At 71.8% G+C, this 13,123-nt stretch carries 13 protein-coding genes; 4 read left to right on the forward strand and 9 right to left on the reverse strand.

Annotated elements, in window-relative coordinates:
• Positions 1 to 140: 140 nt before the first annotated feature.
• Entirely contained in the window at positions 141 to 647 is a 507-nt protein-coding gene (locus ACIBAF_RS17135) for a CGNR zinc finger domain-containing protein (RefSeq protein WP_399464041.1), read from the reverse strand.
• 113 nt (positions 648 to 760) lie between these two features.
• On the opposite strand from ACIBAF_RS17135, the gene ACIBAF_RS17140 reads away from it, so the two are divergent.
• Together ACIBAF_RS17140 and ACIBAF_RS17145 are read left to right on the forward strand one after the other, a co-directional pair.
• Positions 761 to 1,120, forward strand: a complete 360-nt coding sequence (locus ACIBAF_RS17140; RefSeq protein ID WP_399464042.1) for a VOC family protein — start codon at positions 761 to 763, stop codon at positions 1,118 to 1,120.
• A 14-nt stretch (positions 1,121 to 1,134) separates the two neighbouring features.
• Positions 1,135 to 1,533 carry a VOC family protein gene (locus ACIBAF_RS17145; protein WP_399464043.1) on the forward strand — a complete coding sequence of 133 codons (399 nt, stop codon included), beginning with the start codon at positions 1,135 to 1,137 and terminating at the stop codon, positions 1,531 to 1,533.
• Positions 1,534 to 1,563: 30 nt separating this feature from the next.
• Here ACIBAF_RS17145 and ACIBAF_RS17150 read toward each other — a convergent pair whose 3' ends face one another.
• From ACIBAF_RS17150 to ACIBAF_RS17165, 4 genes are all read right to left on the reverse strand, one after another.
• Positions 1,564 to 2,709 carry a dipeptidase gene (locus tag ACIBAF_RS17150; protein WP_399464044.1) on the reverse strand — a complete coding sequence of 382 codons (1,146 nt, stop codon included), beginning with the start codon at positions 2,707 to 2,709 and terminating at the stop codon, positions 1,564 to 1,566.
• Positions 2,710 to 2,861: 152 nt separating this feature from the next.
• Positions 2,862 to 4,040, reverse strand: a complete 1,179-nt coding sequence (locus ACIBAF_RS17155; RefSeq protein ID WP_399464045.1) for a dipeptidase — start codon at positions 4,038 to 4,040, stop codon at positions 2,862 to 2,864.
• An 11-nt stretch (positions 4,041 to 4,051) separates the two neighbouring features.
• Positions 4,052 to 4,573 carry a 5-(carboxyamino)imidazole ribonucleotide mutase gene (gene purE / locus ACIBAF_RS17160; protein WP_319674983.1) on the reverse strand — a complete coding sequence of 174 codons (522 nt, stop codon included), beginning with the start codon at positions 4,571 to 4,573 and terminating at the stop codon, positions 4,052 to 4,054.
• Positions 4,570 to 5,709 carry a 5-(carboxyamino)imidazole ribonucleotide synthase gene (locus ACIBAF_RS17165; RefSeq protein WP_399464046.1) on the reverse strand — a complete coding sequence of 380 codons (1,140 nt, stop codon included), beginning with the start codon at positions 5,707 to 5,709 and terminating at the stop codon, positions 4,570 to 4,572. Before ACIBAF_RS17165 ends, purE begins: the two co-directional genes overlap by 4 nt.
• A 198-nt stretch (positions 5,710 to 5,907) precedes the next feature.
• Between ACIBAF_RS17165 and ACIBAF_RS17170 the strand changes: the two genes are divergently transcribed.
• The gene (locus ACIBAF_RS17170) at positions 5,908 to 6,435 is read left to right on the forward strand and encodes a GtrA family protein (protein WP_399464047.1); all 528 of its coding nucleotides are present in this window, start codon (positions 5,908 to 5,910) and stop codon (positions 6,433 to 6,435) included.
• 38 nt (positions 6,436 to 6,473) lie between these two features.
• Here the strand turns inward: ACIBAF_RS17170 and ACIBAF_RS17175 are convergent, their stop codons facing one another.
• Both ACIBAF_RS17175 and ACIBAF_RS17180 read right to left on the reverse strand, forming a co-directional pair.
• Positions 6,474 to 7,748, reverse strand: a complete 1,275-nt coding sequence (locus tag ACIBAF_RS17175; RefSeq protein WP_399464048.1) for an ATP-binding protein — start codon at positions 7,746 to 7,748, stop codon at positions 6,474 to 6,476.
• Between the two features lie 116 nt (positions 7,749 to 7,864).
• Complete coding sequence (locus tag ACIBAF_RS17180; RefSeq protein WP_069768534.1) at positions 7,865 to 8,542, reverse strand: response regulator transcription factor; 678 nt, start codon at positions 8,540 to 8,542, stop codon at positions 7,865 to 7,867.
• A 524-nt stretch (positions 8,543 to 9,066) separates the two neighbouring features.
• Between ACIBAF_RS17180 and ACIBAF_RS17185 the strand changes: the two genes are divergently transcribed.
• Complete coding sequence (locus ACIBAF_RS17185; RefSeq protein WP_399464049.1) at positions 9,067 to 10,563, forward strand: oligopeptide:H+ symporter; 1,497 nt, start codon at positions 9,067 to 9,069, stop codon at positions 10,561 to 10,563.
• 74 nt (positions 10,564 to 10,637) lie between these two features.
• Here the strand turns inward: ACIBAF_RS17185 and ACIBAF_RS17190 are convergent, their stop codons facing one another.
• Both ACIBAF_RS17190 and ACIBAF_RS17195 read right to left on the reverse strand, forming a co-directional pair.
• A complete protein-coding gene (locus ACIBAF_RS17190; protein ID WP_399464227.1) occupies positions 10,638 to 11,900 on the reverse strand; it encodes a hypothetical protein in 1,263 nt (420 codons plus the stop codon).
• A gap of 83 nt (positions 11,901 to 11,983) precedes the next feature.
• Positions 11,984 to 13,117, reverse strand: coding sequence for a hypothetical protein (locus ACIBAF_RS17195; protein WP_399464050.1), 1,134 nt, complete (start codon positions 13,115 to 13,117; stop codon positions 11,984 to 11,986).
• Positions 13,118 to 13,123: the final 6 nt, after the last annotated feature.

The following is a 13,123-nucleotide window of genomic DNA, read 5'->3' on the forward strand; positions in this document are numbered from 1 at the left end:
CCGACGGACGTCGAGCTCGCCGCATAACCCCAGCAACCCCGAACCACACCAAACCCGTCAGGGGCGCCTTGACGGAAGACATAGAGGCACCCCCCTGTCCGGCCGGCAACGCATCGAGTTCGCCCGGCTCGTCGGCGGGACTACTTCGCGCGGTAGCGGCGCATCTTGGCGCGCGCCCCGCACACCTGCATCGAGCACCAGCGGCCCCGGCCGGCCGGGCTGCGGTCGTAGTACGCCCAGTGGCAGTCCGCGGCCTCGCAGGCCTTCAGCCTGGTCCAGGTGCCCGCGATCAGCGCCTGCGCCACGGCTGCGGCCGTACGGGAGAGCAGCGGGGGCCTCTCGGCCTCCGCGGGGGCGAGGCGGGCCGAGCCGTCGTGCGCGTCCACCGTCACCAGCAGGGGGGCCGCCGCCAGCAGCTCGCCCAGCGGGGTCACCTCGCGGTGCGGTGCGTGGCCGGCGTGGGCCAGGAGGGCCGCGCGCAGGGACTCCCGCAGCTCGCGGGCCCGCTCCACCTCGCCCTCGGCGAGCCCGAACCGCGCCCGGCCCTCCGGCGTGTCCAGCGAGTCGGCGCCCGACTCGATGTCCAGCGTGTTCACCAGGGACTCGACCAGGGCCAGGTCGCCGGGCGCGGCCGATCTGTCACTCATGCTTGCGACGTTACCCCCGATGCGGGAGCATGCAGTAACCGTTACCGGTTACCCGTCTATACAGGTAACCGCCGTACAGGTAACCGCGTGCAGGCAACTTCAAGGAGGAAGTCATGGCTCTCGCCAAGCTGGGTTCCGTCGTCCTGGACTGTCCCGACCCGCGTGCGCTGGCCGGGTTCTACGCCGAGGTGCTGGGCGGCAGCGTCGTGGACGAGGAGGACTGGGTGGACCTGAAGCTGCCCGGCGGGCAGACACTTGCCTTCCAGGCCGCCCCCGGGTTCGTGCCGCCGAAGTGGCCCGCGCCCGACGCGTCGCAGCAGTTCCACCTGGACCTGACGGTCGACGACCTGGACACGGCGGAGAAGGGCGTGCTGGCGCTCGGCGCGAAGCCGCTGGACGCCGAGGACCGGTCGCGGACCTTCCGGGTTTACGCGGATCCGGCCGGGCACCCGTTCTGTCTCTGCGCCTGCTGACACCTGGAGGCACCGTGCCGCCCGTGGCCCGTTTCCGTAGCGTCGTGATCGACTGTCCCGACCCGCGCGCGCTCGCCGCGTTCTACGCGGCGGTCGCAGGCGGTACGCCCGAGGCCGAGGAGGGGGAGGAGGACTGGATCGTCCTGCCGGTCCCCGGCGGTCCCCGGATCGCGTTCCAGCAGGTGGCGGGGTACACCCCGCCCGAGTGGCCGCGCGCCGACCGCAACCCCCAGCAGTTCCACCTCGACTTCGACGGCGGCGCCACCTGGGCGGAGATGGACGCGGCCCATGAGCGGGTGCTGGCGCTGGGCGCGCGGCCGCTGGATCTGGAGGACCGGGAGAAGAAGGAGTTCCAGGTGTACGCCGATCCGGCGGGGCATCCGTTCTGCCTCTGCCGGATCGATCACCCCTGAGAACCTGAGGCCCTCAGGCCCTGGGCCGGTTCAGCCGTCCAGGTGGGCGATGCGTGCCGTCGACGGCTCCCGGCGTTCCTGTGCCGCGCGGGCCGCGAAGTCGGCGCTGCGCAGGACGCGCTGTATGTTTCCCCAGGTCAGCAGGGCGACGTCGGTCTCCGGCCAGCCGCGGCGGAGGAGTTCGGCGATGAGGTGCGGGTAGCCGGAGGCGTCGGCGAGGCCCTGCGGGTGGGCGGTTCCGGAGTCGAAGGTTCCGGACAGGCCGACGCTGTCCGGGCCGGCGAGCGCACGGACGTGGTCGAGATGGTCGGCGACGTCCCGGACGCTCGGGCCGGTCTGCTCGGCGGTCAGCGGCACCAGGCACAGGCCCTTGGCCGCGCCCAGCTCGGCGAGCAGGTCGTCGGGAAGGTTGTCGGGGTGGGGGCGCAGGGCGCGGGCAGCGGAGCGGGTGCACAGGACCGGCGTCTTGGAGAGGGCGACGGCGCGGCGGACCGTGGTGTCGGAGGCGCCGGAGAGGTCGGCGAGCACGCCGAGCCGGTTCATCTCGCGCACGACCTCCTCGCCGAACCGGGTCAGCCCCGCCCCGCTCGCCCAGGAGGCGCCGGTGAGGGTGAGGACGCGCAGCCCGAGGAAGTGCAGTGCCCGCAGGATGCCGAGGGAGTCGTCGAGCGCGGCGGCCGTGGCCGGGCCCAGGACGACGGCGACGCGGCCGCAGTTGCGGGCGTCGATGACCTGCCCGGCGCTGAGCGCGAGCCGCAGCCCCTCGGGGTGGGCGGCGATCACCGACCGGACGAGGTCGAGCTGCTCCAGGGTGGCGCCGACGGCCCGGTCGGCGGCGAGGCCCTCGGGCAGGTGCAGCGACCACAGCAGCGCGCCGACATGGCCCTCGCGCAGTCGGGGCACGTCCGTGTCGACGGCGGTCTCGCCGAGCTGGAGGTCGTACCAGGACAGGTGGCGCAGGGCCCAGGGCAGTCCGCTGTAGCCGTCGGCGACGGGATGCGCGGCGAGGACGGCGCGGGCGCGGTCCAGGTCGTCGTCGGCTTCGGCCGGGGTCTGGGGGCCGGGGGCGCGAGAGCCCTCCCGTCTCGCGTGACGCGCCTCGTCAGGGGCCTCGTCATGTGCCTCGTGGTCGCCGGCCTCGGGGAGGGAGTGCAGTTCGTCCTGGAGGTCGGCCATGACGGTCTCCGTACGTCGATCAGCAGTACGGTCACGGTCCCACGGCCGGGGGTGCGCTTCCTGGTGGGCGGGGCGTTCGGGGTACGGCCGGGCGGGGCCGCCGGCTGCACCGACTGCCCCGCCCTTGCGTACGGGTCGACCTGCGCGTGGGGTCAGCCGTCCAGTGAGCCGATCGTCGCGTTGGACGGTGCGCGCGTCGCCTGAAGGTCGCGGGCGACGTCCTCCGCCGCGCCCAGCACCCGCACCGCGTTCTGCCAGGTCAGCTTGGCGAGGTCCGGCTTCGACCAGCCGCGGTCGAGGAGTTCCGCGAGCAGGTTCGGGTAGCCGGAGACGTCGTCCAGGCCGTCGGGGGTGAAGGCCGTGCCGTCGTAGTCGCCGCCGATGCCGAGGCAGTCGATGCCGGCGACCTCGCGCATGTGGTCGAGGTGGTCGGCGACCGTGGCGACGGTGGCGATCGGGCGCGGGTTCGTCTCCTCGAAGGCCCGGTGGACCTTCATCGCCTCGGGGGTGGTCGCGAGGTGGTGGAAGCCGTGGGCGCGCATGTTGTCGTCGGCCGCGGCCGTCCAGTCGACCGCCGCCTGGAGGACGAACTTCGGCACGAACGTCACCATCGCCATGCCGCCGTTGGCCGGCAGGCGTTCCAGGACGTCGTCCGGGACGTTGCGGGGGTGGTCGCAGACGGCCCGGGCGGAGGAGTGGGAGAAGATCACCGGGGCGGTCGAGGCGTCCAGCGCGTCGCGCATCGTCGTCGCCGCCACGTGCGAGAGGTCGACCAGCATGCCCTCGCGGTTCATCTCCCGCACGACCGCACGGCCGAAGGCCGACAGGCCGCCGACGCGGGGCTCGTCGGTCGCGGAGTCCGCCCAGTCCACGTTGTCGTTGTGGGTGAGCGTCATGTAGCGCACGCCCAGCGCGTACAGGCCGCGCAGCGCGCCGAGCGAGTTGGCGATGGAGTGGCCGCCCTCCGCGCCCATCAGCGAGGCGATACGGCCCTCGGCGCGCGCCGCCTCCATGTCGGCGGCGGTGAGCGCGGCCCGCAGGTCGGCCGGGTGGCGGGCGATGAGCTGCCGCACGCAGTCGATCTGCTCCAGCGTCGCCGGGACCGCGTCGGGCAGGTCCGCGCGCACGTACACCGACCAGTACTGCGCGCCGACCCCGCCCGCGCGCAGCCGGGGGATGTCGGTGTGCAGGTGGGCGTGCTGGGGCGTGGCGATGTCGCGGGCGTCGAGGTCGTAGCGGACCTGTTCGCGCAGCGCCCAGGGCAGGTCGTTGTGGCCGTCGACGACGGGGAACTCGCGCAGGAGCTCGCGGGCCTCGTCCAGTGAGGTCATCGGTGTCCGGGTCACTTTCCGAAGCCGAAGCCGTTGGAGCCCTCGACCTTGGCGCGCAGGCGCTTGCCCTTCTCGGTGGCCTGGTCGCCCAGCTCCTGCTGGAACTCCCGCATGCGGGTGAGCAGCTCCTCGTCCTGGGTGGCGAGGATGCGGGCGGCGAGCAGACCGGCGTTGCGGGCGCCGCCGACGGAGACCGTGGCGACCGGGACGCCGGCCGGCATCTGCACGATCGACAGCAGACTGTCCATGCCGTCCAGGTACTTCAGGGGCACGGGGACGCCGATGACGGGCAGCGGGGTGACCGAGGCGAGCATGCCGGGCAGGTGGGCCGCGCCGCCGGCGCCCGCGATGATCACCTTGAGTCCGCGCTCGGCCGCCTGCTCGCCGTAGGCGACCATCTCGCGCGGCATGCGGTGCGCGGAGACGACGTCGACCTCGTAGTCGATCTCGAACTCGTCGAGGGCCTGGGCGGCGGCCTCCATGACGGGCCAGTCGGAGTCCGACCCCATGACAATGCCTACGACAGGGCTCATTCGGTGATCGTGCCTCTCAGGTAACCGGCTGCGTGACGTGCGCGTTCGAGGACGTCGTCCAGGTCGTCGCCGTAGGTGTTGACGTGACCGACCTTGCGGCCGGGCTTCACGTCCTTGCCGTACATGTGGATCTTCAGCTGGGGGTCGCGGGCCATGCAGTGCAGGTACGCGGAGTACATGTCGGGGTAGTCGCCGCCGAGGACGTTGACCATGACCGTCCACTTCGCGCGGGGGCGCGGGTCGCCGAGGGGGAGGTCGAGGACGGCGCGGACGTGGTTGGCGAACTGCGAGGTGATCGCGCCGTCCTGGGTCCAGTGGCCCGAGTTGTGGGGGCGCATCGCGAGCTCGTTGACGAGGATGCGGCCGTCGCGGGTCTCGAACAGTTCGACCGCGAGGTGGCCGACGACGTCCAGCTCCTTGGCGATGCGCAGGGCCAGCTCCTCGGCGCGCAGGCCGAGGGTCCCATCGAGGCCGGGGGCGGGCGAGATCACGGTGTCGCAGACGCCGTTCACCTGCCGGGACTCGACGACCGGGTAGGCGACGGCCTGGCCGTGCGGGGAGCGGACGACGTTGGCGGCGAGCTCGCGGACGTAGTCGACCTTCTCCTCGGCGAGGACGGGCACGCCGGCGCGGAAGGGGTCCGCGGCCTCCTCGGCGGAGTCGACGACCCACACGCCCTTGCCGTCGTAGCCGCCCCGGACGGTCTTCAGGACCACCGGGAAGCCTTCGCCCTCGGCGGCGAACGCGGCGACGTCGGCCGGGTCGGTCACGATCCGGTGCCTCGGGCACGGGACACCGATCGCGTCGAGCTTGGCGCGCATCACCCCCTTGTCCTGGGCGTGCACCAGCGCGTCGGGGCCCGGGCGGACGGGAATGCCGTCCGCCTCCAGCGCCCTGAGGTGCTCGGTGGGAACGTGTTCGTGATCGAAAGTGATCACATCGCACCCGCGCGCGAACGCACGCAGCGTGTCCAGATCGCGGTAGTCGCCGACGACGACCTCGCTCACGACCTGCGCCGCGGAATCCTGTGGGGTGTCACTGAGGAGCTTGAATCTGATGCCGAGCGGGATGCCCGCCTCGTGTGTCATACGAGCGAGCTGACCCCCGCCGACCATGCCGACTACCGGGAACGTCACCACCCCAGGGTATCGGCCACGCCGCCGCGGCCGGATCCCGCGCCTCTTACCCGTGCCTTTCCGGCCTCATACCCGCTGTTTCCCGGCTTCTTCTCCCCTGGTCACCGGCTGGTGAGCCGTACCACAGGAAACCGACAAGAGTGGTGGTTAGCATGGCTGGGTTGACGAAACCGAACCCGAACGGGGGCCTGTCCGACCATGCCGCATGGTTCCTCGGGGCTGAAGAGGCTCGTCCATGAGCTCGCGAAGTTCGGAGCGGTGGGCGGTGCGGGGCTGCTGGTCAACCTCGGTGTGTTCAACCTCGTCCGGCATCTCACCGATCTGCAGGTGGTGCGGGCGAGCGTCATAGCCACCGTCGTGTCGATCGTCTTCAACTACGTCGGGTTCCGCTACTTCACCTACCGTGACCGCGACAAGAGCGGGCGTACGAAGGAACTGACGCTGTTCCTGCTGTTCAGCATGGTGGGGCTGGTGATCGAGAACGGGTTGCTGTTCGCGGCGACGTACGGATTCGGGTGGGACAGTCCGCTGCAGAGCAACGTGTTCAAGTTCGTCGGGATCGGGATCGCGACGCTGTTCCGGTTCTGGTCCTACCGGACGTGGGTGTTCCGTGCGCTGCCCGCGAAGGAGGCGGTGGCCAGCGCGGAGTCGTTCCTCGCGGTGGCGGAGCAGACCAGGCCCAGGCCGCCGGAGCCGCAGCCCACGGCTGCGCAGCGGATGCGTTGAGCGACGGCCTGAAAACCCCTGTCCGAGGCCTGAGGCCCCTACCTGACCGTCGGTTCCTCGTCGTCCGCAGTGCGTTTCTGCGGGGCCGTGCGGGACAGGAACAGGCCGAAGACCGGGGGCTGGGCCTGGAGCATCTCCAGGCGGCCGCCGTCGGCCTCCGCGAGGTCGCGGGCCACGGCCAGGCCGATGCCCGTGGAGTTGCGGCCGCTGATGGCCCGCTCGAAGATGCGGGCGCCCAGGTCGGCGGGGACGCCAGGTCCCTCGTCCGTCACCTCGACCACGGACTGGTTGCCGGTGACGCGGGTGCGCAGGGCCACCGTGCCGCCGCCGTGCATGAGGGAGTTCTCGATCAGCGCGGCCAGCACCTGGGCGACCGCGCCGGGCGTGCCCACCGCCCGCAGATGGCGCTTGCCGGAGCTGACGATGGCCCGGCCCACCCCGCGGTAGGCGGGGCGCCACTCGGCGAGCTGCTGCTGGATGACCTCGTCGAGGTCGAAGGTGACCGCCGAGCCGGTGCGCGGGTCCCGGGCGTTGGTCAGGAGGCGCTCCACGACGTCCGTCAGTCGCTCCACCTGCGTCAACGCGATCGTCGCCTCCTCCTTCACGGTGTCCGGGTCGTCGGTGAGGGTGATCTCCTCCAGACGCATGGAGAGGGCGGTGAGGGGGGTGCGCAGCTGGTGGGAGGCGTCCGCCGCGAGCCGGCGTTCGGCGGTGAGCATGCGGGCGATGCGTTCCGCGGAGGAGTCGAGGACGTCGGCGACCCGGTCCAGCTCCGGGACGCCGTACCGCTTGTGGCGGGGGCGCGGGTCGCCCGAGCCCAGGCGTTCCGCGGTCTCGGCGAGGTCGGTCAGGGGGGAGGCGAGGCGGTTGGCCTGGCGGATGGCCAGCAGCACCGCCGCGATCACCGCGAGCAGCGCCACCAGGCCGATGATCAGCAGGGTCCGGCCGACCTCGCGGGTCACCGTGGAGCGGGGCTCCTGGACCACGACGGTCTCGCCCTCCTCGCCGTCGGCCGTCGACCTGATGACGTCGCCCTCGGGCTTGGCCCCGACCTGGATGACCGGCCGGCCGGGGATCCGGATCTCGGCGTAACGGTCCTGTGTGACCTGGTCGCGCAGTATCTCGGCGGTGATGTTCTCCGAGCCGACCAGCCGGCTGTCCACGATGCTGGCCAGCCGCAGCGCCTCGGAGTCCACCCGCTCCTGGGCGCTGTTGCTGATCGTGCGGGTCTCGACGAGGACGAGGGACACCCCGAAGACGGCGATGACGACGAGCACGACGGCAAGCGTGGACTGAATGAGACGGCGACGCACAAGGCCCTCCGGGCGGTGACGTTACGAGATGGGTATGGGCAACCCACCCAGGGGCGCGGGGAACTGCGCGAGAAGTCCCACCGGCCCGCACCCGACAACGCGACCCGCGGCAGCGCTCAGCTCTTTTCGAAGCGGAAGCCCACCCCGCGCACCGTGGCGATGTAGCGGGGATTCGCCGCGTCGTCGCCGAGTTTCTTGCGCAGCCAGGAGATGTGCATGTCCAGCGTCTTGGTCGACGACCACCAGGTGGTGTCCCAGACCTCGCGCATCAGCTGGTCGCGGGTGACGACCCGGCCCGCGTCGCGGACGAGGACCCGCAGGAGGTCGAACTCCTTGGCCGTCAGCTGGAGTTCCTCGTCGCCCATCCACGCGCGGTGCGACTCGACGTCGATGCGCACGCCGTGGGTGGCGGGCGGCTGCTGCGGTTCGGAGGCGCCGCGCCGCAGCAGGGCCCGGACGCGGGCGAGGAGTTCGGCGAGCCGGAAGGGCTTGGTGACGTAGTCGTCGGCGCCCGCGTCCAGACCGACGACGGTGTCCACCTCGTCGGCGCGCGCGGTGAGGATGAGGATCGGGATGGCGTGGCCCTCGGAGCGCAGCCGGCGGGCCACCTCCAGGCCGTCCATGCCGGGCAGGCCGAGGTCCAGCACGACCAGGTCGACACCGCCCTGCATTCCGGCGTCGAGTGCGGTGGGGCCGTCCTCACGCACCTCGACCTCGTACCCTTCCCGGCGCAGGGCGCGGGCCAGCGGCTCCGAGATGGACGCGTCGTCCTCGGCGAGCAGTACACGGGTCATGAGCTGATGGTAGTCCGCGCGGGGCGGCCCTCGAAGTGTGATCGCCCGCACTGTTTCTTACCTACGGACATGCCGGACAGACGGTGTGCGGGGCGGTGACCGTTCCCTCGGCGATCTTGGTACGTACCTACGGTCGAGGGATGGCATCCTGGTACATACCTTCGAATCACGGCTCCAGGTTCCTTGATCACCTGTGATCCGTGTCTCAAGTCCTTCCATATCCGGCGTTGCGCTGTCGTATGGTGAAAGAACGCCTGTAGTACACAAGGACCTTTGGCGGCCAGTTTGACGCTGAGGGTCCCTTTTGTGTGCGGGCCGGTTCGCGCCGGCCTTGAAAGGAACGACCTGTGGCCGGGCCCCCGACTCAAGGGGGCGTGGATCCCGGTGGTCGCCGTCCGCGTTCCGAGACCCGGAGCGCAATCCCCCCGGGCGTAGGGGTGGACGACGCGTCCGCCGGTGCCGGCCGCCCCCCCACCGGGCGCGCACCGCCGCTGTGCAGCGCGTCCCGAGCAGCAAGGAACGACATGGCGTCCAGCCTGACGAAGGACTCGGTCCGCCCGGGCACCCCCGGCTCCGGGAAGACCTTCTTCGGCCACCCCCGCGGACTGGCCACCCTCTTCATGACCGAGATGTGGGAACGGTTCTCCTACTACGGCATGAGGGCCCTGCTCCCGCTGTACCTGGTCGCCCCCGGCGGCCTGCACCTCAGCGCGGCGACCGCGACGGCGATCTACTCGGTCTACCTGTCGCTCGTGTACCTGCTCGCCCTGCCCGGCGGCTGGTTCGCGGACCGCGTCCTCGGCCCCCGCAAGACGGTCGCGGTCGCCGGCGCGATCATCATGCTCGGCCACCTCACCCTCGCGCTGCCGAACGCCGGCACCTTCTACGCGGGCCTCGGTCTGGTCGCCGTCGGCTCCGGCCTGCTCAAGGCCAACATCTCCACCATGGTCGGCCACCTCTACGACGGCCCCGACGACCCGCGCCGCGACGGTGGCTTCACGCTCTTCTACATCGGCATCAACGCGGGCGCGTTCGCCGCGCCGCTGGTCATCGGCACCATCGGCGAGAACGTCAACTGGCACCTGGGCTTCGCGCTCGCCGCGCTCGGCATGGCGCTGGGCCTCGCCCAGTTCCTGCTGGGCAGCCGCCACCTGAGTGCCCGCTCGGACGTCGTCCCGACGCCGCTGTCCGCGCAGGAGAAGGCGGCCACGCTGCGCAAGGCCGCGTTCTGGGCGGCCGTCGCGATCGTCTTCTACGCCGTCGTCGGCGTCTCCGGCGTCTACACGCTGAACTGGCTGCTGGTCCCGATCACCGTCGCCGGCCTGATCATCCCGGTCGTCGTCATCGCCCGGATGAAGCGGGACAAGGAACTGGACCGCGCCGAGCAGTCCAAGCTGACCGCGTACATCTGGTTCTTCGTGGCCGCGGCCGTGTTCTGGATGATCTACGACCAGGGCGGCTCGACGGTGTCCCTGTTCGCCGATTCCTCCGCGGACAACAGCGTCTTCGGCTGGGACTTCCCGGTCTCCTGGTACCAGTCGGTCAACCCGGTCATGATCATGGCGCTGGCCCCGCTCTTCGCCTGGGCCTGGCTGGCGCTGGCCCGCCGCGGCAAGGAGCCGAGCACCGCGACGAAGTTCGCGATGGGTCTGACGCTGATCGGCGCGTCCTTCTTCCTCTTCCTGGCCCCGCTGTCGATCGCCGAGGGCGGTCACAAGGCGGCCGCGCTGTGGCTGGCGGCGATCTACTTCGTCCAGACCGTCGGCGAGCTGACCGTCTCCCCGGTCGGCCTGTCGGTCACCACGAAGATGGCTCCCGCGAAGTACGCCTCGCAGATGATGGGCGTCTGGTTCCTGGCCGTCACCGCCGGTGACGCCACGACCGGCCTGCTGTCCATCGCCGGCGTCGACCTCAACAAGACGGGCATCGTGGCCCTGGAGGCCGTGCTCGCCGTCATCGCCGGTGCGGCGGTGTGGATGTACCGCAAGAAGGTCAAGGAGCTCATGGGCGACGTGCACTGACGTCCGGCCCGAGCGAGGGAGGGCCGCCGCATCCACGTGGGTGCGGCGGCCCTCCTCGTTATGACCCAGGTCGCTCAGCGCGTCCTCCGTCCGGGCATGAACGTGAAGACCGCGCCGCCCAGCAGGATCGCCGTACCCGCCACCAGGCCCAGCGCCTTCAGGGCGCCGTGGTCGCCGGAGCCCGTTTCCGCGAGGCCGCCGCTGGTCGACGTACTGCCGCCCGAGGACGACCCGCTGCCGCCGGACGCGCCGCTCGCCTGCTCCTCGGTGTTCAGGGTCAGCGAGACGGCCGTGCGGTCCGGGGTGCACGTGGTCTTGGTGCCCATGGCCTCGACCAGCAGGACGCCCGGGGAGAGCGTGGACTCACCGGTCGCGCCGGGCTTGTAGACGCCCTTGAGGTCCGGGATCTCGATCGGGGAGTTCTGCGGAATCGGCGCAGAGTTCAGCGGCCCCTCCACCTTCACCGAACCCGAGTCCGCGCCGCCGAGCACGATCTGCATGGTCGGCTTCACCTTGCCGGCCGGGATGGTGATCGGGCTGTTCATCACCGACTTCTTGAACTGCACGGTGAGGTCGTAACTCCCGCTGTTCTTCTTGGCGTTGATCTGGATCGGCGAGGTCGCCTTCTGCTGCCCGATGGGCGAGGCGCAGGTGTAGGGGATGTCGACGACCTTGCCGGTGAAGTCGGTCCGGCCGTCGTCACCGCCGGTCGGGGACGACGGGGAGGCGCTGGGCGAGGTGGACGCGCTCGACGACGGCGACCCGCTCGGGCTCTGGCTCTGGCTCTGGCTCTGCGAGGGGGACGTACTCGGCGAGGACGAGCCCGAACTCCCCTGCCCCGCCGTCACCGTGATGGTCACCGCGGGCTGGACCGCCTCCGTCGGCGCACAGTCGGTGTTCGTCCCCAGCGCGTTGACGACGTACGCGTCCGGCGTCAGCGTCACCTGCCCCGCCGCCGTCAGCTTCAGCGTGCCCTTCATGTCGGACAGCGTCATCGCGCCGCCCTTGGGGATCGCCGGGTTCTCGCGGGGCCCCTGCATCGCGATGTCCGCGGTCTGCGCGCCGGCCGCCTTGAGGGTGCCGGACGGCTGGACCGAGTTCGCGGGCAGGTCGATGATGTCGGGGTTCTTCGACGCGGCCTGCGTGAACTTCCAGACGATGTCGACGGTGTCGCCGACCTTCGCCGTGGCCGGCGCGGTGATGTCGACCTTGGTGGTGCCGTTGACGTCGGGCAGGCCGATGCCCGAGGGCGGCACGCACTTGGTGGCGTAGGACACCTCGGCGGCCTGCGCCTGCCCGGCGGTCACGCCCAGCAGGACGGCCGCCCCGGTGAGCATGACGGCGACGCCGGCCGCCGCCGCCCGCTTCCGCGCGGGCGCGCGATCAGGCGCATGCTCTGGTGGTGGTACGGCTCTCTCGCTCAACTCGTTGCCTTCCCTCCGGGAGTCGTGGGAGTCGTGGGACCCGTAGGAGTCGTAGGACTCGTGCGTCGGTTTTCGTGCGGTGCGGAGAGCCGGCCCGCCGGGTCCGGACCGGTGTCCGGGGTGAACCACGGCAGGGTCGCGGTCGAGGAGGGCGGCGCCGGCTCCGAGGCCGGGGCAGGGGCCGCCGTCCCGGTCCGGCGCCACGGGGTGGGCCACGGCCGTCGGGTGCGGGCGGGGCGGCGGGCCGCGTGCCGCGGTCGTACCCGGTCCACCACCGCCATCCCGATGCGGAACAGCGCCGCCGGCACCACCACGCAGAGCAGGATCCAGAACAGGGTCACGCCCCAGGGCCGGCCCACGCCCCACGGCTGCTCGGCGAGGACCTTCCCGCCGTACTTCAGGGAGACCGTGTAGTCGCCGTGGGCGCCGGCGGCGAGTTCGACGGGCAGTTCGACGCGGGCCTTCCCACCGGGGTCGATCGTGCCGCGCCACTGCCGTTCGTCCCACTGCGGGGCGAACACCCCGTGGGCGGCGCCGACCTGGAACACGGGGTTCTCGACGGGTGCGGCGCCGACGTTGCCGACGGTGAAGACCAGCGTGCGGGCGGGCGGCGCCCCGAACCAGGTCAGCAGACCGCCGGAGCCGTCGAGCCGGGTGTCGGTGAGCACGGAGAGGCGTCCGCCGGAGGCCGCTGCGGGCAGCGGCCGGACCGGGTGGCCGGCCACCTGGAACACGGCGTCGGCCTGCGCCTTCTCGCCGGTCGCGGTGGCCACGTGCACCACGCACGGGCAGGGCGCCGGCGGCTCGGCCACCGGCAGGGCCCGGCTGAAGCGGCCGTCGGCGCCGGTGGTGACGGCGCGGCCGTCGGCGTTGGCGCAGGAGTTGGTGCCGCCGACCACGCCCCGGGCGGGTGTCGCCTGCCCGCAGACCAGCAGCATCAGCAGCGTGCGCGCACGCCAGCCACTGCCGCTGACGGTGATCGAACCGCCGGTTCCCGCCTGGGCCTTGGAGAGGGTGACGGTCGGCCCGTCGGCCGCCGAGGCCGGGCCGGCCAGGGACAGCGGAAGCAGCGGCAGCAGAAGCAGGAGCAGGGCCGCCACCAGCGCCGTGATCCGAAGCTCGCCTCTCACGCCTCC

The organism is Streptomyces sp. NPDC051677, from assembly GCF_044453465.1.
Lineage (GTDB): Bacteria > Actinomycetota > Actinomycetes > Streptomycetales > Streptomycetaceae > Streptomyces.